Here is a 25,873-nt window from a genome sequence, read left to right as displayed (position 1 = left end):
GATTATGGAAAAAGATCGGGAAAAGCGTTATGAGCGGGCAAAAAAATTTCTTCCGCAAAATGTTGTTGGTTTGCTAAAAAACCTTCAACCTTCAATTGCGTGGTCCCCCGATGATAAGCGTATTTGCTATCGGCATGATACGAGTGAAGGTTATGAATATTTAATTTTTAATCTACAAAGCAAAACCAAGGAGCTCGCTTTTGACCACAAAGTAGTGGCAGCAACAGTTGCTAAACAGTTAAATCGGGAAATCAAGGCTTTTGCCTTGCCAATCAATCAAATTGATTTTTTTGACGAACACATTTTGCAATTGCATATTGAGCAATTTATTTTTCAATATGATCGAACAACGCAGGTGCTCTCGCGTATTCCTGAGGCAAAAAAAACGGCTGCTATGACTCGATGCCCCACGATCATGGAATTATGGGGACTTTTACCCATTCCTATTGTTCCAAGAGTTCGCTCACCAGATGAGCGTTGGGATTTATACAGTAAGGAGCATAATTTATTTCTTTTTTCATTTGACGAAAATAAAGAATATCAGCTTACTACAGATGGCACAGTAACGAATGCATATGCAGCTTCCCCTGATACTAATTTAACTTCATTAACGCTGCGTCGTACTCAAACAGTACTACCGCCTATGGCTATTTGGTCTCCTGATTCACAAAAAATTGTAACTTTTCGATGCAATCAAGAACATGTAAAAAAATTGGCATTATTACAACATGCTCCTGAAGATGGTTCTTTTCGTCCCCAGGTTTTTGAGGCGCATATTCCTTTTTTAGGTGATGAAATCATTCCAGAAATTAAATTATGTTGGGTTGATGTCAGGGAAAAGAAGCTGTACGAAATCGACATGCCTCCTTTGATGCCCGCATTGGTGGGTTCTCCAATTGAAGCAGGTTATGTCTGGTGGAATGAAGACAGTACAAAAATATTTCTTTTGAAAGAAGAACGAGGTAATCATCAACTTTCTTTATGCGAATTAAATGTTGCGACCCAAAAGCTGCGCGTCATCCTTACCGAAAAGTCCAAAGGGTATCTCGAACCCAGTCAATTAATTTTGTGGCAAAATTACACGCGAATACTCGAAGCCTCAAATGAATTTATTTGGTTATCCGATCATAACGGTTGGGCGCATCTTTATTTACATGATTTACAAACGGGGCAAATAAAAAATCCCATTACGCAAGGTCTATGGATGGTTCGCAAAGTATTCCATGTTGATATGAAACATCGATGGATTTATTTTTTGGCTAATGGGAACGAGTCGGGTGTTGATCCCTATTTCCGTTATTTATATCGTGCCCGCTTGGATGGAAATGACGTGCAATTGTTGACACCAGAAACAGCGGATCATTCAATTGTCTTCTCACCATCCCAAGAATATTTTATTGACTATTATTCTTCTATGGATTCCATTCCAATCACAAAACTACGTGATAAGAATGGCCTAGAGCTCGATACCATAGAAAAGGCTGATTTTTCCCAGCTCTTTTCTTTAGGATATAAACAGCCTAAGCCTTTTTGCCTAAAAGGTGCGGATGGAGAAACTGATATTTATGGTGTTATTTATTTCCCTACTGATTTTGATCCAAAGAAAAAATATCCAATAATTGATGATATTTATCCTGGGCCGCAATTAACTCGAGTTCCTAAAACGTATTGTTATGATCCTCCTGAATATCTTTATGGCTGCTGGTGGCCTCAAAGTGTAGCGGAATTAGGTTTTATCGTTGTCAACATCGATGGGCGAGGTACGCCTTTGCGTTCTAAAATATTTCATGAGTACTCCTATCAACATTTAGAAAGTGCAGGTGGATTAGAGGATCATGTTGCGGTCATTAAAAGTCTGGCCAAGCAGCATTCTTATATTGATATCAATCGGGTCGGAATTTTGGGGCAATCTGCAGGGGGATATGCTGCAACTCGAGCTTTATTGGACTATCCTGATTTTTATCGAGTAGGGGTCTGTGTTTCCGGATTACAGGATTTACGAAGTTATTTAGCTTTTTGGGGCGAGCGGTATCAGGGTATGCCAAACGATGTAGACTACACACTGCAATCAAATTATCCACGGGCTGATAAACTTCAAGGTAAATTATTTCTGATTCATGGTGATTTGGATGATAATGTTCATCCATCCAACATGTTGCAATTTGTTGATGCGTTAATTAAGGCAGATAAAAATTTTGATATGTTATTAGTGCCTAATGCAAACCATGGTTTGTATTTCATGAATCCTTATGTTTGGCGTAGAATTTGGGATTATTTTGTTGAATATTTAAAATAGTAATTACGTCCTTACGTTTTACTGCTACGGGGTGGGTGTTCAATGAATTCCTTGAAGAAAGAGCAACCCGCTGCCATAATAAATTTAACGCGTTACCAGTAATTTAAAGAAAAGGATTCCTTATGGCTACTGTAGGTACTTATCTCGCACAACGCCTCCAAGAATTAGGCATGAACGATTATTTCGCTATTCCTGGTGACTATAATTTGGGCTTATTGGATGAACTGTTAAAAAATAAATCACTAAACATGATCAATTGCTGTAATGAGTTGAATGCAGGTTATGCAGCTGATGGTTATGCACGTATAAAAGGAGTTTCTGCACTGATTGTTACCTTTAGCGTTGGCGGCTTAAGTGCGGTCAATGCTGTTGCTGGTGCTTTTGCTGAGAATCTGCCTGTCATTGTCATTTCAGGGGGACCAAATACAAATTCAGTACAAGATGCGGAAATTCTACACCATACTTTGGCGACCGAAAATTACAGCTATGTTCGCGAAATTTTTGCAAAAATTACTGCACATAGTGTGTTTATTCATAGACCAAGTGATGCGCCCATGCAAATTGATACCGCTATTGCGATTGCGCTTGCAAAGAAAAAACCCGTTTATATTGAAATTGCATGCAATATTGCAGGACTTAGTGTTTCTCCGCCAACGCAACGGGCGCTTAATGTCAAAAAATTGAGTGATACGTCATCTCTTGCAGCCGCAATTGAGGATGCCGCTGCTAAACTTAATGCAGCAACTAAGCCAGTATTGATTGCAGGCAGTAAATCTCGTCCTTGCGAAGCAACTTCTATGATCGAAACCTTAAGCCAAGCCTGCGGCTATGCTTTAGCTGCAATGCCTGATGCCAAGGGATTTGTTTCAGAGCAGCATCCCAATTATATTGGCATTTATTGGGGGCCTGTCAGCTCTCCTGGATGTGGCGAAATTGTAGAATCAAGTGACCTGTATTTCTTTATAGGACCAAATTTCAACGATTATACGACGGTTGGTCATGTGTGTAATATCCAACCCAAGAAGCTTATTGTTATTGCGGATGGGAGTGTTTCTATCGCAGGAACAGTGTATACCGAAGTATACATGAATGAGTTTTTACATGGCTTAAAGGAGCGATTGAAATTCAATGATGCATCACTCAAAGCGTACAAACGAATCGCTGGTTCCGCTCCTTTATATAACGAGCCAGATGATTTGAATTCACCACTCACTACCCGATTTTTATTTGGGCAAATTCAGAAACTTCTAAGTAGTGATTATGGGGTGTTGGCGGAGACTGGTGACTCATGGTTTAATGGCATGCGTCTCAATTTACCAGAAAATTGCCCGTTTGAAATTCAAATGCAGTATGGATCTATTGGTTGGTCTGTAGGGGCGCTTCTGGGAATGCAAGCCGCACTTCATAATAAAAAACGTGTTATTGCTTTGATTGGTGATGGTTCTTTTCAAATGAGTGCCCAAGAGCTTTCAACGCTCATTCGTTATGGATTTAAACCGATTATCTTTTTAATGAATAATGCTTCGTATACGATTGAAGTTCAAATTCATGATGGCCCGTATAATGTGATTAATAATTGGCGTTATGCTGATTTAGTGGATGCTTTTAATGGGGAACAAGTAAATGCCCGCGCATTTAGGGCCCCTACGCATCAAACACTTCTTGATGCAATCGCAGAGGCTAAAAAAGCGGATGCCTTATGCTTTATTGAGGTCATTTTAGACAAAGATGATTGCAATAAAAACCTATTGGAATGGGGCGCCAGGGTCGCATCCTACAATAGTCGGTCACCAAGAACGAATTAGCCGTGCCCGCTATGTTCCATCGTGTCTACAACGAACTATACTTATACTTATAGTGATGGTTAAAAAGGACTTATATGAAAATCTATTTGAATCCTCAACCACATGCAGTGGAGCGTGTAAATAAAGTTCGAAATAAACCCTGTAGCATGCCAACTCCAAGACATAACAAAGTAGAAGAAGATTTATCGGAAATGTCAGATACAGAAATTTTCAAAACCGAATCTGAAGAGCAAGCTTGGAGAGATGTCCTTAAAAAGGATAAAACTCACTAGGTTTTTTCGATAAGGAATTATAGGTGATTCATTTTTTTCAGGTTTTTTTAGCACTTCTGTTGGTTTTACTCAATGCATTTTTTGTTGCCGCTGAATTTGGCATGGTAAAACTTCGTGCGACCCGTGTTGAAGCAATCAAAGATAATTATGGTCTACGGGGAACAATTTTAGTTCATGTGCATAAAAATCTTGATGCTTATTTATCTGCATGTCAGCTCGGTATCACGATTGCATCACTTGGTTTGGGTTGGGTAGGAGAGCCGGCATTTGCTGAGTTGCTTAAGCCTGTTCTGATTTTTATTGGCGTTGATTCACCGAGAGTAATTACAGTAATTGCTTTTTTCGTTGCGTTTTCATTTATTTCTTTTCTCCATATTGTTGTTGGAGAATTAATGCCTAAATCCCTTGCTGTTCGTCAATCAGAACGGGTATCCGTATGGACTGCACTTCCTTTATATGGTTTTTATTGGTTAATGTACCCGGCAATATGGGTACTTAATACTTGTTCAAATTTTCTTTTAAAAGTGTTTAAATTAGATGAAGTCCACCAGACTGAGTATTTTTATTCAACAGATGAAATAAAGCTGCTCTTGGGGACAAGCCATCTGCATGGTGAGCTTACTGAAGAAGAGGTTGAAATCATTGAACACACTCTTGATTTAGCCGATCTTAAAGTCACTGAAGTCATGCGCTTTAGTGAAGAAATGATCGTGATCAACATAAGTAAGCCGATACAACAAATTATCGATGTAATTATGGAGCATCGCTACAGTCGATATCCTGTTTATGACCCAGATAAAAAAGATGTGATTGGTATTATTCATGTAAAAGATCTGCTTCCTATTTTTTATCAGCATGGTGAAATCAAAGAGTTACACTCACTGATTAGACCGGTCCTTAAAGTGTCTCGCCGTCTACCTGCATTGGATTTATTAAATAAATTCCGTGAAGGGATGTCTCATTTTGCTCTTGTGTACAGCGGTAAAGGAACTATTTTAGGTTTTGTCACGATCGATAATTTACTGCAAGTACTGATTGGCCGCATTAAAGATGAATTTCATCGTACCAAAGTGGATTGGGTATTGAATGCAGATGGAACCATATCTGCCTCGGGGAATTGTTCCATTTATTTTTTAGAACAAGCAATTGATGAGGATATCGATATAGAAGACGAAATTGATACTTTAAATGGGTTATTCCTTCATCGATTAGGTTATTTGCCTAAGGAAGGGGAGCGTATTGAGTTTCCAGAGTTTAATGCCAAAATTGAAAAAGCAACCCCCTCAAAAATTATTAAAGTAAGAATTTATCCTAAAAATGCGGAGCCTTCTGAAGGGCAAAATGATGTAAAAATCTGATTTGGCCTTGATACTGTGTTCAAACAGCCCTGTTGTGGAAAAGTAATATAACGGAGCTGATGGGTTGGAGATACAACGTTCTGTGAACAATTCGACTACACTTTCGATTTTTTTTCTTGAGTTCATTTCGATAGTCCAATAATTTGCAAATAAAAATTTATCTGCTCCAGTTTTTCTCTATTTTATGAGTGTAGTCACTTTTTTGGTATTCAAAAAATAATCATTATTTTTGCTAATTTTTTTCTGTATATGACGATCAAAATGATTGTGGATAAGTATATGGAGCGACATTATCATCGCTGACAAATGTGATTTTATGGTTAAATTTGGATCATATTGGTTGAATTATGAAAATTACTTGCCTATATTTATAACATTCATTAATTCAAATAGAGAGACTCAAAGCTCTTTGATTAAGGTAGTTATGAAACAGACCGAATTGCATTTGTATCGTGGTTTAACCAATTCGGAAAAGCGATACAGTAGAGCCATAATATGGATACCCTTATTAGTTACACTATACAGCATAATTTCAGGGATGTTATTTAATATTGGTGTTGGTACATTAATATTGTTTTTAATTTGTTACAGCTGTACCGTTTTAGGGATTACGATTGGTTTTCATCGCTTGTTAACGCATCATTCATTCAAGGCAAAGCGATGGGTTAAGATTGTGTTTGCTTGTTTTGGTTGCATGGCTTATGAGGGACCACCATTCTTTTGGATAGCTGCTCATCGAAGACATCACAAATATACAGAGACTGAATTCGATCCGCATTCACCCCTTTCAACAAAAAAAGGGGGGCTCTATGGTTTTTATCACGCTCATATGGGATGGATGGCTAATCATACTTTAGAGAACTGGCGATATTACCTGGGCGATTTGCTCCGGGATCGCGATTTATTGCTTATAAACAAACATTATAGCCTTATTGCTCTGGGCGGAATAATTATTCCTGGAATCATCAATGGATTAATGTACATGAGCTGGTATTCGTTCTGGGAAGGAGTTATTGTTTGTGGATTTGTCAGAATCTGTTTCCAACAACATGTTACCTGGTCCATTAATTCTATTTGTCACATTTGGGGCAGAACAGATTTTAAAACTCAGGACAACAGTAAAAATAATTGGCTCTTTGCGCTTCTCGCTTATGGTGAGGGTTGGCATAATGGACATCATGCTTTTCCAAGTTCAGCCAAGCATGGGTTAAAAAAATGGCAAATTGATCTTTCTTATATATTAATATTATTACTATCACGCGTGGGGTTAGTCCATGAAATCAAGTTACCTACAGAGGAGCAAATAAAACAAAAATCTATAAAATAATATAATGGTGATGTCCTGGGTTCTCATCAACTATTATTTTTTTCTGCATAAAACTATTCATCTTCTCTGTTATGGACCGCAACTTTGAGATCGGGATCAAGAGGATTTCCAGGAATTGTTCGCGTTTCGCTGGCCCATTCGCCTAAATCAATGAGTTTACATCGATCAGAGCAAAAAGGTTTGAACCGGTTCTCAGGGTGCCAGGTATTCTGTTTCCCACAAATAGGGCAAGCGATTTTTTGATGATTGTTCATGACGGTCTTCATTAATTTACATTGAGTATGGGGTATGTGATCTGGCACCATTGATGTTCAATATTCCAGATCATATCAATTTTAGCATATTCAGGTATTATCGGAACATTTAGGGACGAAATTTAAGAGAAGGTATTAACCTATAATATGGTAACCGCTATCAATATAAATGACGTCGCCAGTAATATTTTTTGCATATGGGCTTGCAAGAAAAACAACCATTGCCCCTACATCATCTATATCAACTAATGATTTTAGTGGCGATTTTTCTTTAGCATGTTGGATTAAATCATCAAACTTTTCAAGGCCTGAGGCTGCGCGTGTTTTTAGCGGACCCGGAGAAAGTGCAATGACGCGAATTTGTTTTGGACCCAATTCCACCGCCATATAGCGCACAGAAGCCTCCAAAGCAGCTTTAACAGGTCCCATGAGATTATAGTTTTCGACGACCTTTTCCGCTCCATAGAATGACATGGCAAACAATGAGCCCCCATTTTTCATCAGCGGTTTAGCCAGATTGGCCATACGGATAAATGAATGACAGGAAATATCCATGGCCATGAGAAAGCCTTCTTTAGAGCATTCATGCACAGGATTTTGTAAATCTTGTTTTGGCGCGAAAGCAATCGAGTGGATGAGGATGTCTATTTGTCCCCATTTTTTCTCTATTTGTAAAAATAAATTATCCAAATCCTGATTTTGAGTCACGTCACAAGGACAATAAATAGATGGTCTGAGATCCTTGGCGACTTTATCTACAAATGGTTTGGCTTTTTCATTTAAATAAGTAATTGCCAGATCAGCGCCTGCCTTTTTTAATGCTCGTGCACAACCAAAAGCAATGGAGCTGTCATTGGCAATGCCAATGACTAATGCTTTTTTTCCTGCAAGTAATGTGCTGTCCATGCATGGTTCCTTTTTCATATTCTCCATATTTGCCTTTAAATATTTTTCTACCATCACTCATAGCATTTCAATCTAAAGAACACGTCTTATAGTTAATTTTAGACCATAGTTAAACAATTAGATTAATTTGCGATCAGTAGGTTGGGTGTCATGAATTTCGCTAGACACACAGGTTGATGCTGTTGTGTTTTAAAAAAGGGATACTTATTGAGCTGAAAAATATTGCGTAATAATTAAAAATCGGCCTAATGAGTACAATTAAAAACAAAATGTTCTATACTATTTCAATAGCCAATTCCAATTTCAATGCTGCATTAGATTAAGGATAGTTCTATGTTGCATAACCCAATTGATAACCGCTCTTTGTACAACTGGTATGATTTGACAATGAGGTCGCTCCAGCCCTACTCAGATTATTGTCTCATGCTTTCCAAACGGTTTCGACGAATAGCTGATACCATGGATTTACCGATTAATCTGCCATTTCTTTCTGACATGCAAAAAGAGTTAGGTGAATCGGCTATGCATTCGTCAATTAAATATTTTAGAGAGTTAACCGGCTATTTTTATTTTTCTCATATGATGACAAACATTTATGAGAAACCGAGCTTTGATATCAAAGATATAAAATTAGGTGATGACTATTATGATATTGTTGAGGAGGTCGTTGATCGTAAAAGTTTTTGTCATTTATTACGCTTCAAGAAAAAAGGGATTGATGATCATGTTTTCCCTAAAATGCTTCTTGTTGCCCCGATGTCAGGCCACCATGCAACTTTATTAAGAGATACGGTGCAAGCACTATTACCATTCTATGATGTATATATTACCGATTGGAACAATGCACGCGATGTTCCCTTGTCAGAGGGAGCATTTGACTTAGATGATTTCATTGAATATGTGATTTCTTATTTCAAACTTTTGGGGCCTGGATTGAATGTGATGGCGGTATGCCAACCTACAGTTCCTGTCTTGGCTGCTCTTGCGTTGATGTCAACCGCTAAAGACCCTAAATTACCTCGTTGCACCATTTTATTGGGTGGGCCTATCGATACGAGTCACTCTCCTACTGCGGTAAATGAACTTGCTGTTTCGAGAGGCGATGATTGGTTTCAACAGAATGTAATTTCTATGGTTCCAAGTCGATTTCCTGGGGCAATGCGGTTAGTCTATCCTGGGTTTATGCAGCTTTCTGGTTTCATGAGCATGAACTGGCAACGGCACATGGAATCGCTCCAATCAGCTATAACGGATTATGCGGAAAATAACCGAGAATCTGCGTTTAAAACGATACGTTTTTACCTTGAGTATTTTTCAACGATGGATTTGACGGCTGAATTTTATATGCAGACAATCAATACGGTTTTTCAAGAGCAATTACTTGCTAAAGGTCATTACAAATCTCGAGGAAAGAACATTCGTTTACAGGATATAAAAAATACATCGATTTTGATTATTGAAGGTGAGCATGATGACATTACGGGGCTTGGACAAACTAAATCGGTTATTAATTTATGCAAAAACCTTTCTGAAAGTAAGAAAAAGTATTATCTCGCGAAAGAAGTTGGACACTATGGATTATTTAATGGCAGCAAGTTTCGAAAGAAGATTATTCCAGAAATAAATAGTTTTATTCAAAAACAGAGTGGTTTGGTGAAAAGGGATAGATTAAAACATGGATCACAAAAGACTTGATTTGGATAAATTAGCAAAGAATTTTCTACAAAAGTGTCAGGCCTTACCAAAGATCAAGGTAGCTGTAGTATTTCCTTGCAGCGAGGATTCCCTTGAGGGCGCAATCGAAGCCAATCATTTGGGGTTAATTGACCCTGTTTTTATTGGGCCTAAATCCAAAATTCAAGACATTGCAAAAAGCATAAAAGCTGATATTGGCGATTATGAATTAATTGATATTGCAGAGTCACAGGTGGCTGCTGAAAAAGCAGTGCAATTGGCGAGAGAGAGAAAGGTTGCCGCTTTAATGAAAGGGAGTTTGCATACGGATGAATTGATGCATGCGGTTATTAAGAAAGAAAATGGATTACGAACTCGTCGTCGCATCAGTCATGCGTTTATTATGGCGATTGAAAAATATCATAAGCCATTTATCGTTACTGATGCAGCAATTAATATCGCTCCTGACTTGATGGTTAAGAAAGACATCATTCAGAATGCAGTCGATCTGTTTCATGCATTTAGTAAAGAAATAGTACCAAAAGTAGCGCTTTTATCCGCAGTAGAAACCGTGCATCCCGAGATGACATCGACAACAGATGCAGCATGCTTGGCAAAAATGGCTGAGCGTGAACAAATTACCGGAGCAATTGTCGATGGTCCATTTGCTTATGATAATGTATTCAGCCTCCATGCAGCCCAAACTAAAAATATTAAATCCACAGTGATTGGTGATGTTGATATTTTTGTCGTGCCCAATTTAGAAGCCGGTAACATTTTAGCCAAACAAATGGTATTGATTGCTGATGCACTGTCTGCGGGCATCATTTTAGGCGCTGCGGTACCCATTATCTTAACCAGTCGTTCTGACAATATTCGTTCTCGGATTGCATCATGTGCAGTGGCCGTTATGATGGCCAATGCGAAAAAAACAAGAGAGTATAATGAGCAATATTCACTATAAAAATGTTCATGAAATTACTGGGGATATACTGAAAATAGTTGTCCCATACGCTCATGATATGCGTGCAATTTCAGTTCCAAGACTCGATGATTTAGCGTTGATCCATACCTCAAAAGGGGTATTACTTGCTCAAATTACCCATTTAGAAGACGAGATCGTTACTTTGCAAGTGTATGGGAGCACCAAAGGGTTATCAACAAACGCTTCAGTTACCTTTCTTGGCCATCCGATGCGGGTGAGTTATTCTCCAAACATTCTCGGACGTGTGTTTAATGGAGTTGGGCAACCTATTGATGGTGGTCCTAATTTAGAACAAGACGATACAACACCTATTCGTACATCCACAGTAAATCCTACGCGACGAACGCTTGCTTCCAAAATGATCCGCACCAATATTCCTATGATTGATGTGTTTAATTGCTTGGTTGAAAGTCAAAAAATTCCCATATTTTCAATCGCAGGTGAACCTTACAATGAATTATTGGCAAAAATTGCAACCCAAGCAGAGGCAGACATTATTGTGTTTGGTGGAATGGGGCTATTGTTTGATGACTATTATGCTTTTCGTAAAACTTTTGAAGACCATGGTTCAATTGCCCGGACGATTATGTTTGTAAATCAGGCTTCCGATTCTATTTTAGAACGATTACTTATTCCCGATATGGCGTTAGCTGTTGCTGAAAAAATGGCAATTGAAGAAGGCAAACGTGTGCTGGTGTTATTAACCGATATGACGGCGTTTGCTGATGCATTAAAAGAGGTGGGTATTGCCATGGAACGTGTGCCATCAAACAGAGGGTATATGGGCGATCTCTATTCTCAATTGGCAAGACGATATGAAAAGGCTTGTGACTTCCAAGGTGCTGGCTCGGTCACCATTCTCTCAGTAACTACGATGCCAGGTAATGATGTAACGCATCCTGTACCTGACAATACTGGGTACATTACCGAAGGTCAGCTTTATCTGCACTCAGGCTCTATTGATCCATTTGGTTCACTATCCCGACTCAAACAACATGTGATTGGCAAACAAACACGTGATGATCACGGTCAAATTATGAATACGATGATCCGCTTTTATTCAGCTGCCTGTGAAGCGGAGCAAAAACAAGCAATGGCTTTTGAAATTTCTGAATTTGATGAACGGTTACTTAAATTTGGTCGTTTGTTCCGTGAACGATTTATGGATATTAAAGTTTCCATCTCTTTAGAAAAGGCATTGGATTTATGCTGGCAAACACTTGCGGAGTGTTTTCATGAAAATGAATTACTTATGAAACAAGAACTGATTGCTAAATATTTTAATGCCAAGACTCAACCGGATACCGATCATGGCGCAAATCAAACTCAATAAAGCATCACTAAGTCTAGAGCAAAGAAATCTGAAGAACTATCAGCGATTTTTGCCTTCCTTAGAATTGAAAAGGAAAAAATTATTGTCGGAGCGAAGCCGTGTTGATACTCAAGTTAATGAATTAAGACAAAAAAAAGAAGCCTTGGAACACTGCATTCAAAATGATGTACCTATGGTTGCAAGCACTATGAACATCTTAAGTAAACTCATTGACATTAAAGAAATTGCCCTCGCTGAAGAAAATATTGCTGGCATCAAGTTACCGCTGTTACAAACGATTACTTTCCATCCTATAGATTATGTGTATTTTAATACACCGCAGTGGTTTGAGCGGTTAATTGTTGTGCTCACTGAAAAAATCGAATTGCAGCTGCGTTTGCAAATAGCACTGGAACGGCAACGGCGATTGGCTAAATCCATTCAAACGGTAACTCAGCGAAAAAATCTTTTTGAAAAAGTATTAATTCCCAAGTCATTGAATAATATCCGGCTGATTCAGATTTTTTTGGCCGATAATGAGCGTGCCGCAGTGGTTCGTTCGAAAATCGCTAAAAAGAAAAGGATACTACGATGAGTATCGCAACCTTTGAGAAAGTGAGTGTCTTTGGGCCAAGTCGATGCAAGGCAGATATTTTAAGTGCTTTACAAGAATTAGGTTGCATGCATTTGATTGCTATTAACCCACCCAGAAAAACGGCATTAACTACTATTTCTACAACATTACTTGATCAAATAAGATGTGCATTGCTTTATCTTAATAATTCACCGGAGCATGGAAACCCTCGCCTTATTTGGAAAGATTTTAATCCGGATATTGTGGTAAAAAAGATTTTAGCGAACCAACATGATTTGAGAATTGCAATTGATCGACGTGATTTTTTAACAACACGAATTCGTGAGGTATCTGAATGGGGTGAGTTTATATTACCTCCCGATGGTGATTTAGGCGGAATCAAATTATGGTTTTATAAAATTAAACTGAAAGAAATTGCCCGGATTCCCAAAAATGTTCCTTTGCACGAAGTGTATCGGAATCATCGTTATGCTTTTATTATCGTGCTGTTCGAGCAAGAGCCTCAAGAAGAGCAATTTCCTTTTCATCGGATTCATACAGGTTCGATCGCTTTAGAAGCACTGCGTGTTGAATTAAATGAATTGAATGAAAAAATTGATGATCTTATGGATGAACGACGTAATTTAACGCGTTATCGTTATTTGTTAGCCCGCGAGGTAGCTCAATTTTCTGATAGAACCGAGTTGCAGAAGGCTTCAGGACAAACACAAGAGCATGATGAATTTTTCTTGTTACAAGCTTGGGTACCGCATAATGAATTATCACGTCTCACTCAATTTTGCCAAGAGAACCAATTAAGCTTGGTCATCGAAAAACCGTTACCCGAAGAACTACCACCGACGCTTATGGAATCACATCCCTGGTTGCAAGGTGGGGCTGAGCTCGTTAATTTTTATCAGACACCAGGATATCATGCATTAGATCCCTCCATTATGGTCTTTTTTTCATTTTCAATCTTCTTTGCGATGATTCTTGCTGACGCTGGCTATGGAATTCTATTGGCCTTTTTCGCAGTTTTTGGGTGGAAAAGATTAGGAAAATACAATGCCGCAGTATGGTTAAGACCTTTATTAGTGGTTATTAGTCTTTTTTCCATTCTATATGGCGCCATGCTTGGGAGTTATTTTGGTATTGAACCTAAAGCAGGAACATGGTTAGCGACATTGAAAATAATTGATATCAATGATTTCAAATTGATGATGCTCCTCGTTCTTATCATAGGATGTCTGCATATTTGTATTGCTAGTGGCATGCGTGCCTGGTTTGCCCAACATCGCCATGAACGCATTCAATCTTCAGGGTTTATTTTATTAATTGTTGCCACATTACTTTATTCCATTGGTTTGATGAAACATAACAGTACGATAACCCAACTAGCCATTTTTCCTTTTATCCTGAGCTTATTGCTGATCATGATTTTTGCCTCAAACGAACCGATTACCAGCTTTAATAATCTTGCAAAAAGAATTGTTCACAGTTTGGGGGCTTTAACGGAATTGCCCTCGCTATTTGGCGACATCCTCAGCTATCTTCGCTTGTTTGCATTAGGAATGGCAGGGGCTTCATTAGCAGTCACATTTAATTCCATGGCGCAGCATATTACCCAATTTGGTAAACCAAGTAGCTGGGTTTTAGCGGTTCTTATTTTAATTATCGGACAAACACTTAATTTTGTTTTATGTTTTATAAGCGCGATAGTTCATGGACTTCGTCTAAATTATATCGAGTTTTTCAAATGGAGCATCAAGGAGGATGGGTATTGTTATCAGCCTTTTAAGAAACAGGAGATATCCCATGAATGAGTTAATGGTACTTTTTGGATGGGCAGGTATATTTGCTCCGATGGCATTAGCAACAATAGGAAGTATCTGTGGTTGCGCCATTGCAGGACAAGCGGCAATTGGCGTGATGTTAGATACTGGAAGTGGATATGGAAAATACATCGGTGTTTCAGTGCTTCCCTCTACCCAGGCCATTTTGGGAATAGTCATTATGTTTACTCTCAATAGAACAGTTACGCCGCAGATTGCTGGAGGACTTTTTGGTATTGGATTTTTGGCCGGAATCGCTTTGATGATATGTGGCATTCAACAAGGATATTGTTGCGCCAGTGCGATCAATGCAACAAAAAACAAGCCGGAAATATTTGGTTTATCTATTGCTCCAGCCGCGATTGTGGAAGGTTTTGCAGTATTCATATTTGTATTTGCTCTGGTAATAAGCAATGGAATATAGGAGTTTTTTATGGAACCCAAGCAAAATCAAACGGCGAACATGATTTCTCAAGGCGTTGAAGCACTAATCGAACGGTTAAAACAGGATGGAGTGAATGCCGGGAAAGAGGAAGCTGCACGATTAATCAGTGAAGCACAAGAGAAGGCGAACACGATCCTCAATAGCGCGCAGACTAAATCAAAAGCCATGATGGATGAAGCACACCAATTGATTCAACAAGAAAAAAAGGCGGCAGAGGATGCACTACAGCTTGCAGCGCGAAATATGCGCCTTGAGCTCAGACAAAACCTGATTGACCGTTTTACTCAAGAGGTCAGATGTCTTGTACATAAAGAACTGGATGATAAGGATGTATTACGACAATTAATTCTTTTAATTGCAACAGATTCTGTGGAGCAAATCCACGCGTTTAAAGCAAAAAATATAGAAATTCAATTGCCCCAAAAAGTACTCGATTTCGATGAGATTAGAAAAAATCCTGAATTACTGGAAAAAGATTTCTTAAAAACGATGGTGAAATGTTTAACTGGGCGCATGCTCAGAGAAGGCATGAGTATGCGCGTCAATCAGCAAGAAAATAAAATCGCCGGGATTAGAGTGCACCTTGTTAATGAAGAAATTGTCCTGGATTTGACGGAAGATGCCGTCAGCAGTTTACTCATCAAGCATATGCAGCCTCGATTTAGAGCGCTCCTGGAAGGATTATTACAATGAGCGGTCAATATTATACTGTTGTATGCAGCTTGCCGCGCATGAACAGGTATTTCCAAATTCAGGAAACACCTATTTCAAGGCTACAACTGGAAAAACGGCTAAAACTACTCCCAACAGAGAAATTTACTCTTGCTTTTACTCTAGAATCATTAGCTTGGACAAGTTGGTTTGCACCTCATCAATCCATGTCTGAGCTAAGAGATGCATTTCAACAACTGATTGACAAGGAGCCTGCTTTTATTCGCGATATCCTTATCTGGTTTTTCGATTTACGCAGTATCTTTGCGGCCTTGCGTATGAGAAATGAAAAAAAAGAACCACCCGAAAACCCTCAAGAGTATTGGATTACGCGATGGAATCATAAATTGCTCAGAAACTGGAGTGAGCCAGATTTTGGATTGAAATTCATTTATCCTTGGCTGCCCAAGGTTGCTGCAGACATTGCCAAAAAAGATACGGTCGCAGTCGAAGAGTTTTTATTGTCCTATATTTGGAAGTATTTATCGATTATTGAAACTGGGCATTACTTTGATTTTGAGGCAATTATTATTTACTTACTCCGGTGGAATATCATTCATTATTGGTCGCAATTTAATAAAGCTAATGCGTTAACTTATTTGAATGAACTCTCTAATTTATTATTAAGCAAGCAGCTGCCAAATGATGTTATCTTGAACGACAAAGGGAGCGTGTCATGAAGGATAAACAGTCTCAGCAATTAGTCCATAATGCCACAGTGATTGCAATACAAGAGGGTGTTGTGCATATCCAGCAAAAAGGATCTATGCCCATCATCAAGAATGAAATTATCTATATTTGCCCTGCTCAAAGTCCCACTGACGAACGCATAATGGCTGAAATCTTACAGGTAAAGGACGATACCGCGATTGCTCAGGTATTCGAAGAAACGAGCGGTATAGCAATAGGTGATCGTGTTGAGCAATCAGGGGAGTTGCTCTCTGTAACTTTGGGCCCAGGTTTATTAGGAATGATCTATGATGGCCTACAAAATCCTTTAACTAATTTTGCCAACAAGTATGGCTTTTTTTTACCGCGTGGTGTCCGTGAAGAATCAATTGATCCACATAGAAAATGGGTGTTTACAACATGTGTGCATGCAGGTGATACGGTGAATGCTGGCAGCATATTGGGGGTAGTTCAAGAGGGGCGATTTACCCATAAGATCATGGTTCCTTTTGATATGGGGAAACACCTTAAAGTGGAATGGTTGCAGCAAGGTACTGTTACTGCTGATACACCCATAGCAAAGCTCATCGACTCTGAAAATAACGTGCGCGAAGTCAGCATGTTACAGAAGTGGCCGGTACGTTTTTCGATTGCGCAAACCCTGATGAAAAATAATCTTGCAGAGCGCCTTTATCCTAGCGAACCGATGATGACTACATTGCGATTGGTCGATACTTTTTTCCCCATCGCACGCGGTGGAACCGCCTGTATTCCAGGGCCATTTGGTGCAGGAAAGACTGTTTTACAGAATTTAATTGCACGTTATTCTGATGTTGATATCGTCATTATTGTGGCATGTGGTGAGCGAGCAGGAGAGGTAGTAGAAACCATTACTGAATTTCCAAAACTTGTTGACCCCAAAATGGGGGGGACGCTTATGGATAGAACCATTATCATTTGTAATACCTCTTCAATGCCGGTCGCTGCACGCGAAGCATCTATTTATACGGGAATTACTCTGGGTGAGTATTATCGGCAGATGGGATTTAATGTGTTACTGATTGCAGATTCAACTTCTCGATGGGCACAGGCGATGCGGGAAACCTCAGGACGAATGGAGGAGATTCCCGGGGAAGAAGGTTTTCCAGCGTATTTGGATAGCAGCATTAGAGGATTATATGAACGAGCAGGCATTATTCAATGTCACGATCAATCGACGGGTAGTCTTACCATAGTTGGAACAGTTTCCCCTGCGGGCGGAAATTTCGAAGAGCCGGTAACACAATCCACATTAAGCTCAGTTAAAACGTTTCTTGGGTTAAGTTATGATCGCGCTTATAAGCGCTTTTATCCTGCGGTTGATCCATTAATTTCCTGGTCGCGTTATTTTGAACAACTTAAACCTTGGTTTGAAACCAATATCGAGCCAACATGGACAACTAAAGTGATGGAGGTAATCAAGCTGCTGCATCAGGGACAAGAGATTTTTAATATGATGCAAGTTACAGGTGAAGAAGGTATTACCATGCGAGATTACATTCTCTATCAGAAATCGCTTATGTTTGATATGACCTACTTGCAACAAGATGCTTATGATCCTATCGATGTTTCCGTACCTATGAACCGCCAAAAGGAATTTTTTAATCTTCTGTTTGATATCATTATGAAAGAATATGAATTTACAGAGAAAGAAGAGGCGCGTGATTTCTTTGTGAAACTAACGGGTTTATTAAAGAATTTAAACTATTCACCATTAAATTCCGATAGTTATACAAGCTATTACAATCATATTATTAAATTAACGAAACTGTGATGGGGTTACGCGAGCAGGGGCTCGTTTTTAAGCTCTCTCCCTTTCGGTTTTAAAGCAAACTACACTTACATACTTTACTTCTCTTAATTTATCCGTTGTGCAAATTTATTTGTTTTAATGTGCTAAATTTATCATAATGACAGCTTTTTTCGTCTAAGGATCTTATGTCATCATTGCTTACAATCAATTTGTTAGAAGATTTAGTTCGTACTGCTGAGTTGAATCAAGAGGGTAAGACTGCAGATTATATTCCGGAACTCGCTAATGTGAATCCGGATTTAACCGCGATCGCAGTGCAACCATTAGGTGGGCAACCTCTTTCACACAGCAACGACCTCCTGAGCCCAGTAACACTGCAAAGTACATCCAAGATGATCCCTTTGATTGGGTTACTTGAGGAAGCTGGTAGCGAACAAGTGTTCGAATGGGTTAAGGTTGAGCCTTCTGGAGATGATTTTGCGTCAATTACTCGCCTGGAGCAATTTGGTCCTAAACCTTCAAATCCCATGCTGAATGCTGGGGCAATTACTTTATGCTCACGCATTCCGGGCAAAGGCGAGCAACAATTTGGATGGTTAGAACACTGGACGCAAAAATTATTTAATCAACGTCTCAGTATTAATCCTTTGGTTTTTGCCTCTGAAAAACGAACGGGGAACCGCAACCGTGCACTCGCTTATTTATTGAAAAGCAGAAACAATCTTGGGGTGGATGTTCATGAAACTCTGGACTTATATTTTGCTCTATGTTCCTATGAAGCCAAGTTAGAACAGATGCTCTTTTTACCTACTTTATTAGCGAATGCCGGACGAGATCCAGAAAGTGGGGAGCAAATCATTTCCACTGAAACGTGTAAAATTACTTTAGCAATCATGGCAACTTGTGGACTCTATGATGAAACAGGGACTCATATGGTTAAAACCGGGATGCCGGCTAAAAGTGGAGTATCTGGCTATACCATCGCCGTTGTTCCTGGTAAAGCAGGGATTGTCGTATTAAGCCCACGAGTTAATGCGAAAGGAAATAGTATTCGCGGCGAAATCATGCTCCAGGGGTTATCTAAAGCCATGAATTGGCATTTTGCATTACCCTAATCGGATCAATACCAAGCTTATCTCGGGTATCTAAACGGATTTCCCGGGTTAAGGGGGGCGCCTTTACCCGGGTTACATTATCCTTTGCTGCAAGGTGCAATTACAATGTGACTGTTGAGAGAGCAAAAAGTTTATCGTATTCATGTTGTAATACATCATCCTCATGGCGATGTTCAATTAAAACGTTTTGTAATGAGTGCAGCAGATTGTCACATGCAGTTATTCTTAAGTTTAATATTTTAAGAATTTTTTGTTGTTCAGGGGGCTGACCCTGTTCAACTTGCTTGATTACTGTATTCAGATTTCTTTTGGCTTTAATAACAACGTTTAGCGCTTCAACTTCATTTCCTTTGATTTGTGACGCAATACGGGCAAAGCTTATTTGGGCATCGGCTTGATTAACGTAGCCCAAAAATGAGTTTGTTGCTTCCTTATAATAAGGATAAGCTTTTTCTAGATCTCCATTGCGTTCAAATGCAGCACCTGCAAGAGTTGAAAAGAATACCTTGTCCTCATCAAATTCTGCTTTGCTCATACTGGTGGCATAATCGGCTGCTCTGCTAAAATAGAATGCACTTTTATCATAATTTCTGGCACCTAAATGCAGCAAACCTAAATTCTTGTAGGCATCATACAAAGCAGGGCTGCCAAGATTCAATACAGGGTTTTTACTCTCGCTAATAACAGATTCCATTCCATTGATAAGCTCCTCTATTTCTATTCGATTATCCTGAGTAAATTTAATGAAATCATGAGATGGGTTCAACACGAGATACTCTAATGGTTCACGGGAGTCTATGGCTCTAAGTAGTTTGCCTAAAAATTTATCAGATTGTGTTTTTAAATCCCGAAGCTTTTCTTTCAGCTTCATTTGCTTTTCTTCTGGGAGTTTCTCATGGGCATATTTATTTATATTATTATTAAATGCATTCTCATAAGATTCGGTGTATAAGCCATTATTTGAAATAACAGTCAACGTTTCAGACTCTGGATTAAATGCAACGCTATAATAATAGGCGTGATTTAATGCTTCATTGATAATTACATTCGATTTGACTAATTTTCCCGGAATTCGTTCTTGTAATGTAGTTAATATTTTTTCTTGGACATTCTCAATGTTCCAATGTTCATTGTTTGCAACAACAATTACTTCCAATTCTGAGTTCGAATGGGTTCCTATCAATTCACTATTATAATAGTATGGATCTAAATCAATATAGGCTGGTTTTTTAACGTTAGTCAATGCTATATCACTATCCATGAAAAATAGACCAAACCCACTCGTACTTACTGCTGTTCCAACCTCTTTATTGACAGGGTTATAGGGTCTGCGTAGAGCTTGCGGGGAGACATGGAGCATAAAATAATTGTTGTATGTGCGATCTCTGACAATCACCGTATGACAATGATGAACGCCTGTTGATTTTAAAACTATTTCTTCTTTGGGAGCTATTTTTGTCGGCTCATAAGTTGCATATGCGTGAAATTTCTTATCGAATTTTGGATGCAATGCATAATAGGCTAATTGGCTTGGAGAATATTGAACGGCATCATCTTCTGAAACTTGAATAAATGTAGGCATAATTTTTGCAAATTGATTAATAATCGTGTTGTGCATTCTATCGACAAAATCTTAAGGTTTTCTTAAGAGAATTATTGATGCCATTGTGTAAAAAATTAGTAGTAGATGCTTGAAAAAAGGAATTAAATTTTTATAATGCCTAAATGTTAATCATTCCAAGATGCTATTTTTATGTATTCCAACATATATTTGCCCCGTTTTTTTTCAACATCCCTTGAAATAGATATTCAGAGAAAACTGTCAGATCGCGAAACTTTGAATTGGGATCAAACTCGATATCAAGCTTTATTGAACTTAAAGAAGCATCTCTCACGCATGATGACAAGTCTTGCGCAATTAAAACAAATTACAGGGGCTGCCCAGATTGAATCAATGTGTTCACTTATCGAGCTATCGATGCAAAAAGCAATATCTGATCCCAGCTTCAATTCAGTTCAGTTTTCTAATGCATTGAATAATAAATTTTCACAATTAAAAGATGAGATTGAAGAATATAAGAAATTACAAAAGTGTTTTTCCGGGTGTAACTTGTTCGCGAATTCTATTGTGGCTTCTGTAGGTGCTCTAGGCGTTGTTTTATTTGGAGCTGCCGCAGCCACTGGCCCCTTGGGTATCGCTCTTTTAGGATTAGGGATGGCCATCTTGTCGGCACTCGTTTTTGCTGCGGCTGCTTATAGCGTTTATGTAGATGCGCGATTTCTAGGAGATAAACAGCTAGAAAACCTTGAAACAGGTATAAATTTCTTAAATAACTATCCTAATGTGTCGTTTTTGCTTGATGAACACCCAACTGGCAGCACTCTATGTTGTATTTAAAGTTACATCGTGTAGTTTTGCTGCTTATTCTGATGACTAAGAGAGACAGTTACAGGACTTACGAAACCCCTCTAGGTTGAGGCAAAAAATTTTTTTAATGAGGGAGTTTAGATAGACTAAATGACCGAATTAAAAACATTTTTTAACGAAGAGATTGGGGTTTTTCGTAAGCCCCAACCTGATTTCGACTTTCTACAAAACTGTCTAATAAATTCAAGGCTTTATAGAATAGAGGGATTCCTCTTTTTGTTTTACAAACATTGACCTATGGATTTCTACGTAAGTCTCGATGATTTGGGATTTTAATTTATCAAGCCCTATCCCTTCTTTTGCAGATGTTTCGATATAAACTGTATTGAAACGTTCGGCCAGTTCTTTTGCCTCTTGGTTGCTTACTTGTCGCTCCGAATCAGTATCGCATTTTAAGCCTACCAATAAAAACCTGAAGCGGGGATTATGTTCGTTATATCGAAAAACATCTTGATACCAAAACATTAAATTATTAAAACTCTCACGAGTACGTATATCAAAGCACAAAAGATGAATTTTATCTCCCATATATTGTTTTCCATAATAAGGAGTTGCATTATGAGTCATTGGATAATCGCGTCCTTGAATTAAAGGGCTTTCATAACGAAACAACAATGTTCCATAGTTCTTATCATTCTGCTCATGACTTTTCTCAATCTGTGTCTTATTCGAATTAATAAACTTGTTTTCGGCAAGTCGACAGATTAGGCTTCTAATGCCAATATCTGTATCGCCAATCAGATTAACGGTAATTGTTGGTACACTCTTTTTAAAAGAAGTTTTCCAATTGGATCTGGGAATCTCTGTTATTTTTCTAAAAAAATGGCCTGTTTCTGAGAGTCGGCATAGGTCCTTTGGTTTGAGAAAAGAAGTAATGCAGGCTGTTATTTCCCTGGGTAATGTACTAAAACTCCCAGCTCTAATCGTAATTAATTCATTTTGTGTTTCTTGCGGTAATTCTCGTTCAATGACTTTTTGTTTTTGATGAATTGCCATAGTCAATTCGTCAAGGTATTTTTTTAATTCTGCTTTAAATTGTTTGATAGCGGGAGAGCCAGTAAGAGTTGAAGTAAATTGGGTTAACAAGGATTTTTCTTGCATCTGCAGCGAGCTAAAGGTTTTCGCCAGAAGCAGACTATATTGCTTCTTAAGGGCCGTTTGGGATGAAACAGGGCAGCTCAGATCAATGAGATCAATGAGTAATTTTTCTACTCGCCTTCCTATCTCAGAACTCAGGGAGTTAAAAGCTGATTTGTTATCTTTTTGTCGTTTGAGTTCTTTTAGCATCCCTTGTAAATTGCTCACAAGTTCCGTACGTTCTTCCAGTGCCTGTTTAATTTTTAATAATTGACTCACTCCATTGTGCTCATCAGAGCTTCGTGGATTAAAGCCGCTTAAATAGTTATAGGATTGTTCTAGCAGAACATAGACTGCATGAAGAAGATTAATTTGTTCTTGAAAGTATGTAATGCGTGAGTTCATATTTTCTTCTAAATATCCAATAAATTAATTGTTAGTTAAAATGCAATGCATCTTGTCGGGACGTTAATCTAACATTTGGGTCAAAATAAAACAATCATGTGCTATATTTCCGTCTTTGAAATATAACTAGTACCCATCTTTGCAGCGAAGGTACTAATAAGGGGGGGCTTGCCTGTGTAATGTAGTGAAACCCGGGTTATGGCTCCTTCGGGCAGGCGCCCAGACACAAGGATTTAGAAACACGGTTTTGTGTTTTTATAAAATGCGGTACACTGGTTTTCATTTTTACGGTATGGCCAAACAAAATGCTTAATGTTTCTCGGGATACAAAAAATAACAAAGAATTCAATACAGCAGAGACGATAGATGCATCGACATCAGCAACAGAAGGCAATTCGCAAAAGCCTTCTATCCAAAGCTTGCAAGAGATAATTCTCGCTGTAATTGCTCAAGATCCTCTCTTGGTTATTAAGCTTATTCAAAATAAGAGCTTTGAGGATACTCTTATTCCAGAAATTCTGAAAAAAAGTACTCCTTTTATCAATTTAGTACCTGCAGAACTAAAATGTGAGCTTCTTAAGTTTCTTCCTATTCGGGATTGGTGTTCATTATTTAAGGTGAGCAATGAGTGGCGACAATTAGTAATAACTGCTGCAGAATTGTTTCTTAATGAAGTTGCACGTGACAAACCAACGGTAATTTTAGTTGATAAATTTGAGGAAAGTCTTAACAGCCTGCTGGAAAAAGTTAAGAGTTACCACCAAAAAACTCGAAGACGCCCTCGGCAGGTGCAGGAGATAAAGCAGCTAGAGAGCGAAGTTAAGTCTTTCACCCAGCCGTTGGCAAAATTTTTTCATTGCCAGAAAAGGATGGATGAAATTCAAAGAGCTATAGAGCGTGGATATGGAAACAGTACCTTAGTATCTATTTTTTCTGGTCCGGGAAATAGTCAATTGTATCAAATTATTGAATCATTTCTCAAAGAATGCAAAAGAAATACGGATTCAACCTGGTTTAGAAAAGTTCAGTATTGTGTGAGCCTGTGCCCTGAGCATGTTATTGCCCAGCAATTTTCTGATGCTTGGTTAGAAATAAAGAATCTGCAAGTTGACTTAAAAATACCATTACTTTCAGCTACATTTGGGATTTAGTGATATGGTGATTACAACTCATATTATGATTAGAAGATAATTTTCAATAGAAAAAATTAAAATAGCTCGTTCACAATAGTTAATATATTTTGGGGATTTCTCGCGATATGGGTTGGATTATAACGAGTCAGTAATGATTCTGAATTAAATCCCCACGTGACCGCTATAGAATGGATGTGACATTTTTTAGCCGCTTCAATATCTCGTGTTTCATCTCCTATGTAAAAAGTATCATCCAACTTCATTGAGTATGATTTGATTGCTTTTTTTAATAAATACCCTTTACCAAAATAGCTCGATTCTGCATGAATAAAATTAAATATATTCTGCATTTGATGTTGTTCAAGCCAGGCTGAAACATTGGCTAATGAATTCGAGGTTACTATTCCCATAGCGCAATCTAAACGCTTCAATTCATTAAGTACTTCAGGTAGATCGATAAATGTAGATAAGATAGGAATTTCCTTTTTCATCTGCTCTCTTGCTCGATGCATTAGGTAAGGAAGCTTATAAAATGGAATTTTTAGATAATGGATGAGTTCTTTTGATGTTAGATTCCTTAATATTTCTAATTCGGAGGGCTCTATTTTGCGTAAATTTAGTTCATTAGCTAAAAGCGTCAATTGTTCAATAGCAATGGGGAAACTATCGGCTAATGTACCATCAAAATCAAAGATTAAATTAAATTTCCTATTGATCATTTTTCTTCTCTTTGTGATTTCACACTTGATGATAAATTCAGCTCCTAATATAGAGTATGCTCGAATATTTAGAAAATACAGGAGTAGTCAGGTATTTTTATTCAAAATAGTGCAACAAAAAAGAATTACCCATAAATCCTTCAAAGACGCTAAGGACTTAAGATGGTATTTTGTTATGCCCTTATACAGCAAGTGATTGAAAATTTATCTATTTGATGTTATAATGTTCATTCGATTTTGAGTTTCAGGTCTGCATTAAAGATTCGTTCTCGTTCAAATAAAAACAATCAAAAAAGAAAATCGCTTTTTCATGGAGTAAATCATGTGGTTCACTTTTGCTATCCTTGCCGCCATCTTATGGGGATTTAATTATGCTTTAGCTGAAAAAATACTAAATAGTATTTCACCCATTACCCTATTGGCATTGGAAATGATAATTGGTGCTATATTGTTTTCCGGTATTTCTTTTTTTACCACGATGAAAAAAGACCTTCAACTATTAACGACTGATTCTGGTTTACTTTTATTAACCATAACTGAGATTGCAATTGTGCTCATCGCCAGTTATTTTATCGCCACGTCCATTAACCTTAAAAATGCTACAATTGCAGGTATCGTCGAATTAACCTATCCTCTATTTACCATTATTTTTACCTGGTTTTTATTTAATCAAATTCATGTAAATTTTTCAGTCATCATTGGCGGACTTTTAATTTTTATCGGTGCCTTGGTAATCGGTTTTGCATAAATTGGCTGTACTGCTTTACGTTTTAAGAGTTGGTTT

23 protein-coding genes are annotated in these 25,873 nt (G+C 38.2%); 18 read left to right on the top strand and 5 right to left on the bottom strand.

Going from position 1 to position 25,873, the window contains the following annotated elements:
• The first annotated feature begins 4 nt into the window (after nucleotides 1-4).
• The 5 genes from ELY20_RS06985 (at nucleotide 5) to ELY20_RS06965 (ending at nucleotide 7,058) form a co-directional block, all read left to right on the top strand.
• The gene (locus tag ELY20_RS06985; RefSeq protein ID WP_110141916.1) at nucleotides 5-2,296 is read left to right on the top strand and encodes a S9 family peptidase; all 2,292 of its coding nucleotides are present in this window, start codon (nucleotides 5-7) and stop codon (nucleotides 2,294-2,296) included.
• Between the two features lie 122 nt (nucleotides 2,297-2,418).
• Nucleotides 2,419-4,101, top strand: coding sequence for a thiamine pyrophosphate-binding protein (locus ELY20_RS06980; protein WP_110141793.1), 1,683 nt, complete (start codon nucleotides 2,419-2,421; stop codon nucleotides 4,099-4,101).
• 74 nt (nucleotides 4,102-4,175) lie between these two features.
• Entirely contained in the window at nucleotides 4,176-4,373 is a 198-nt protein-coding gene (locus ELY20_RS06975; protein ID WP_110141794.1) for a hypothetical protein, read from the top strand.
• A gap of 23 nt (nucleotides 4,374-4,396) precedes the next feature.
• Nucleotides 4,397-5,731, top strand: coding sequence for a hemolysin family protein (locus ELY20_RS06970; RefSeq protein ID WP_110141795.1), 1,335 nt, complete (start codon nucleotides 4,397-4,399; stop codon nucleotides 5,729-5,731).
• A 424-nt stretch (nucleotides 5,732-6,155) separates the two neighbouring features.
• The gene (locus tag ELY20_RS06965; protein WP_110141917.1) at nucleotides 6,156-7,058 is read left to right on the top strand and encodes an acyl-CoA desaturase; all 903 of its coding nucleotides are present in this window, start codon (nucleotides 6,156-6,158) and stop codon (nucleotides 7,056-7,058) included.
• 53 nt (nucleotides 7,059-7,111) lie between these two features.
• On the opposite strand, the gene ELY20_RS06960 is transcribed toward ELY20_RS06965, so the two are convergent.
• Together ELY20_RS06960 and fabI are read right to left on the bottom strand one after the other, a co-directional pair.
• The gene (locus ELY20_RS06960; protein ID WP_110141796.1) at nucleotides 7,112-7,312 is read right to left on the bottom strand and encodes a DNA gyrase inhibitor YacG; all 201 of its coding nucleotides are present in this window, start codon (nucleotides 7,310-7,312) and stop codon (nucleotides 7,112-7,114) included.
• Between the two features lie 135 nt (nucleotides 7,313-7,447).
• On the bottom strand, nucleotides 7,448-8,218 hold the full coding sequence (gene fabI, locus ELY20_RS06955; RefSeq protein WP_110141918.1) for an enoyl-ACP reductase FabI: 771 nt from the start codon (nucleotides 8,216-8,218) through the stop codon (nucleotides 7,448-7,450).
• Between the two features lie 333 nt (nucleotides 8,219-8,551).
• On the opposite strand from fabI, the gene phaZ reads away from it, so the two are divergent.
• The 10 genes from phaZ (at nucleotide 8,552) to glsA (ending at nucleotide 19,327) form a co-directional block, all read left to right on the top strand.
• On the top strand, nucleotides 8,552-9,913 hold the full coding sequence (gene phaZ / locus ELY20_RS06950; RefSeq protein ID WP_110141797.1) for a polyhydroxyalkanoate depolymerase: 1,362 nt from the start codon (nucleotides 8,552-8,554) through the stop codon (nucleotides 9,911-9,913).
• Complete coding sequence (locus tag ELY20_RS06945; protein WP_110141798.1) at nucleotides 9,894-10,856, top strand: bifunctional enoyl-CoA hydratase/phosphate acetyltransferase; 963 nt, start codon at nucleotides 9,894-9,896, stop codon at nucleotides 10,854-10,856. The genes phaZ and ELY20_RS06945 overlap by 20 nt, the downstream gene beginning before the upstream one ends.
• On the top strand, nucleotides 10,837-12,210 hold the full coding sequence (locus ELY20_RS06940) for a V-type ATP synthase subunit B (RefSeq protein WP_110141799.1): 1,374 nt from the start codon (nucleotides 10,837-10,839) through the stop codon (nucleotides 12,208-12,210). Before ELY20_RS06945 ends, ELY20_RS06940 begins: the two co-directional genes overlap by 20 nt.
• Nucleotides 12,188-12,784 (top strand): V-type ATP synthase subunit D, encoded by a 597-nt coding sequence (locus ELY20_RS06935; RefSeq protein WP_233590516.1) that lies wholly within the window; start codon nucleotides 12,188-12,190, stop codon nucleotides 12,782-12,784. Before ELY20_RS06940 ends, ELY20_RS06935 begins: the two co-directional genes overlap by 23 nt.
• Entirely contained in the window at nucleotides 12,781-14,586 is a 1,806-nt protein-coding gene (locus ELY20_RS06930) for a V-type ATP synthase subunit I (protein ID WP_110141800.1), read from the top strand. The genes ELY20_RS06935 and ELY20_RS06930 overlap by 4 nt, the downstream gene beginning before the upstream one ends.
• A complete protein-coding gene (locus tag ELY20_RS06925; RefSeq protein ID WP_110141801.1) occupies nucleotides 14,579-15,019 on the top strand; it encodes an ATP synthase subunit C in 441 nt (146 codons plus the stop codon). The genes ELY20_RS06930 and ELY20_RS06925 overlap by 8 nt, the downstream gene beginning before the upstream one ends.
• A gap of 9 nt (nucleotides 15,020-15,028) precedes the next feature.
• Nucleotides 15,029-15,733, top strand: a complete 705-nt coding sequence (locus tag ELY20_RS06920) for a hypothetical protein (protein ID WP_110141802.1) — start codon at nucleotides 15,029-15,031, stop codon at nucleotides 15,731-15,733.
• Nucleotides 15,730-16,431 carry a DUF2764 family protein gene (locus ELY20_RS06915; protein ID WP_110141803.1) on the top strand — a complete coding sequence of 234 codons (702 nt, stop codon included), beginning with the start codon at nucleotides 15,730-15,732 and terminating at the stop codon, nucleotides 16,429-16,431. The genes ELY20_RS06920 and ELY20_RS06915 overlap by 4 nt, the downstream gene beginning before the upstream one ends.
• Nucleotides 16,428-18,233 carry a V-type ATP synthase subunit A gene (locus ELY20_RS06910; protein ID WP_110141804.1) on the top strand — a complete coding sequence of 602 codons (1,806 nt, stop codon included), beginning with the start codon at nucleotides 16,428-16,430 and terminating at the stop codon, nucleotides 18,231-18,233. The genes ELY20_RS06915 and ELY20_RS06910 overlap by 4 nt, the downstream gene beginning before the upstream one ends.
• Nucleotides 18,234-18,397: 164 nt before the next feature.
• Complete coding sequence (gene glsA, locus ELY20_RS06905; RefSeq protein ID WP_110141805.1) at nucleotides 18,398-19,327, top strand: glutaminase A; 930 nt, start codon at nucleotides 18,398-18,400, stop codon at nucleotides 19,325-19,327.
• Between the two features lie 100 nt (nucleotides 19,328-19,427).
• On the opposite strand, the gene ELY20_RS06900 is transcribed toward glsA, so the two are convergent.
• Entirely contained in the window at nucleotides 19,428-20,909 is a 1,482-nt protein-coding gene (locus tag ELY20_RS06900) for a hypothetical protein (protein ID WP_127059479.1), read from the bottom strand.
• 171 nt (nucleotides 20,910-21,080) lie between these two features.
• Between ELY20_RS06900 and ELY20_RS06895 the strand changes: the two genes are divergently transcribed.
• A complete protein-coding gene (locus ELY20_RS06895; RefSeq protein WP_110141807.1) occupies nucleotides 21,081-21,725 on the top strand; it encodes a hypothetical protein in 645 nt (214 codons plus the stop codon).
• 213 nt (nucleotides 21,726-21,938) lie between these two features.
• Here ELY20_RS06895 and ELY20_RS06890 read toward each other — a convergent pair whose 3' ends face one another.
• Complete coding sequence (locus ELY20_RS06890; RefSeq protein WP_110141808.1) at nucleotides 21,939-23,237, bottom strand: F-box-like domain-containing protein; 1,299 nt, start codon at nucleotides 23,235-23,237, stop codon at nucleotides 21,939-21,941.
• Nucleotides 23,238-23,542: 305 nt separating this feature from the next.
• Here ELY20_RS06890 and ELY20_RS06885 point away from each other — a divergent pair, with 305 nt between their 5' ends.
• Nucleotides 23,543-24,388, top strand: coding sequence for a hypothetical protein (locus ELY20_RS06885; protein ID WP_110141809.1), 846 nt, complete (start codon nucleotides 23,543-23,545; stop codon nucleotides 24,386-24,388).
• A gap of 56 nt (nucleotides 24,389-24,444) precedes the next feature.
• On the opposite strand, the gene ELY20_RS06880 is transcribed toward ELY20_RS06885, so the two are convergent.
• Nucleotides 24,445-25,089: an HAD hydrolase-like protein gene (locus tag ELY20_RS06880; RefSeq protein WP_110141810.1), complete on the bottom strand. Its 645-nt coding sequence runs from the start codon at nucleotides 25,087-25,089 to the stop codon at nucleotides 24,445-24,447.
• Between the two features lie 322 nt (nucleotides 25,090-25,411).
• Here ELY20_RS06880 and ELY20_RS06875 point away from each other — a divergent pair, with 322 nt between their 5' ends.
• Complete coding sequence (locus tag ELY20_RS06875; protein WP_110141811.1) at nucleotides 25,412-25,837, top strand: DMT family transporter; 426 nt, start codon at nucleotides 25,412-25,414, stop codon at nucleotides 25,835-25,837.
• Nucleotides 25,838-25,873: the final 36 nt, after the last annotated feature.

This window comes from Legionella qingyii (assembly GCF_003990155.1).
Taxonomy (GTDB): Bacteria; Pseudomonadota; Gammaproteobacteria; order Legionellales; family Legionellaceae; genus Legionella; species Legionella qingyii.
This window is presented reverse-complemented; position numbering and strand designations above follow the sequence as displayed.

Excerpts from the sequence above, each read along its gene's own strand:
- ELY20_RS06985 (WP_110141916.1), top strand. The coding sequence starts at position 5 with ATGGAAAAAGATCGGGAAAAGCGTTATGAGCGGGCAAAAAAATTTCTT.
- ELY20_RS06980 (WP_110141793.1), top strand. The coding sequence starts at position 2,419 with ATGGCTACTGTAGGTACTTATCTCGCACAACGCCTCCAAGAATTAGGC.
- ELY20_RS06975 (WP_110141794.1), top strand. The coding sequence starts at position 4,176 with ATGAAAATCTATTTGAATCCTCAACCACATGCAGTGGAGCGTGTAAAT.
- ELY20_RS06965 (WP_110141917.1), top strand. The coding sequence starts at position 6,156 with ATGAAACAGACCGAATTGCATTTGTATCGTGGTTTAACCAATTCGGAA.
- ELY20_RS06960 (WP_110141796.1), bottom strand. The coding sequence starts at position 7,312 with ATGAACAATCATCAAAAAATCGCTTGCCCTATTTGTGGGAAACAGAAT.
- fabI (WP_110141918.1), bottom strand. The coding sequence starts at position 8,218 with ATGGACAGCACATTACTTGCAGGAAAAAAAGCATTAGTCATTGGCATT.
- phaZ (WP_110141797.1), top strand. The coding sequence starts at position 8,552 with ATGTTGCATAACCCAATTGATAACCGCTCTTTGTACAACTGGTATGAT.
- ELY20_RS06945 (WP_110141798.1), top strand. The coding sequence starts at position 9,894 with ATGGATCACAAAAGACTTGATTTGGATAAATTAGCAAAGAATTTTCTA.
- ELY20_RS06940 (WP_110141799.1), top strand. The coding sequence starts at position 10,837 with ATGAGCAATATTCACTATAAAAATGTTCATGAAATTACTGGGGATATA.
- ELY20_RS06935 (WP_233590516.1), top strand. The coding sequence starts at position 12,188 with ATGGCGCAAATCAAACTCAATAAAGCATCACTAAGTCTAGAGCAAAGA.
- ELY20_RS06930 (WP_110141800.1), top strand. The coding sequence starts at position 12,781 with ATGAGTATCGCAACCTTTGAGAAAGTGAGTGTCTTTGGGCCAAGTCGA.
- ELY20_RS06925 (WP_110141801.1), top strand. The coding sequence starts at position 14,579 with ATGAATGAGTTAATGGTACTTTTTGGATGGGCAGGTATATTTGCTCCG.
- ELY20_RS06920 (WP_110141802.1), top strand. The coding sequence starts at position 15,029 with ATGGAACCCAAGCAAAATCAAACGGCGAACATGATTTCTCAAGGCGTT.
- ELY20_RS06915 (WP_110141803.1), top strand. The coding sequence starts at position 15,730 with ATGAGCGGTCAATATTATACTGTTGTATGCAGCTTGCCGCGCATGAAC.
- ELY20_RS06910 (WP_110141804.1), top strand. The coding sequence starts at position 16,428 with ATGAAGGATAAACAGTCTCAGCAATTAGTCCATAATGCCACAGTGATT.
- glsA (WP_110141805.1), top strand. The coding sequence starts at position 18,398 with ATGTCATCATTGCTTACAATCAATTTGTTAGAAGATTTAGTTCGTACT.
- ELY20_RS06900 (WP_127059479.1), bottom strand. The coding sequence starts at position 20,909 with ATGCCTACATTTATTCAAGTTTCAGAAGATGATGCCGTTCAATATTCT.
- ELY20_RS06895 (WP_110141807.1), top strand. The coding sequence starts at position 21,081 with ATGTATTCCAACATATATTTGCCCCGTTTTTTTTCAACATCCCTTGAA.
- ELY20_RS06890 (WP_110141808.1), bottom strand. The coding sequence starts at position 23,237 with ATGAACTCACGCATTACATACTTTCAAGAACAAATTAATCTTCTTCAT.
- ELY20_RS06885 (WP_110141809.1), top strand. The coding sequence starts at position 23,543 with ATGCTTAATGTTTCTCGGGATACAAAAAATAACAAAGAATTCAATACA.
- ELY20_RS06880 (WP_110141810.1), bottom strand. The coding sequence starts at position 25,089 with ATGATCAATAGGAAATTTAATTTAATCTTTGATTTTGATGGTACATTA.
- ELY20_RS06875 (WP_110141811.1), top strand. The coding sequence starts at position 25,412 with ATGTGGTTCACTTTTGCTATCCTTGCCGCCATCTTATGGGGATTTAAT.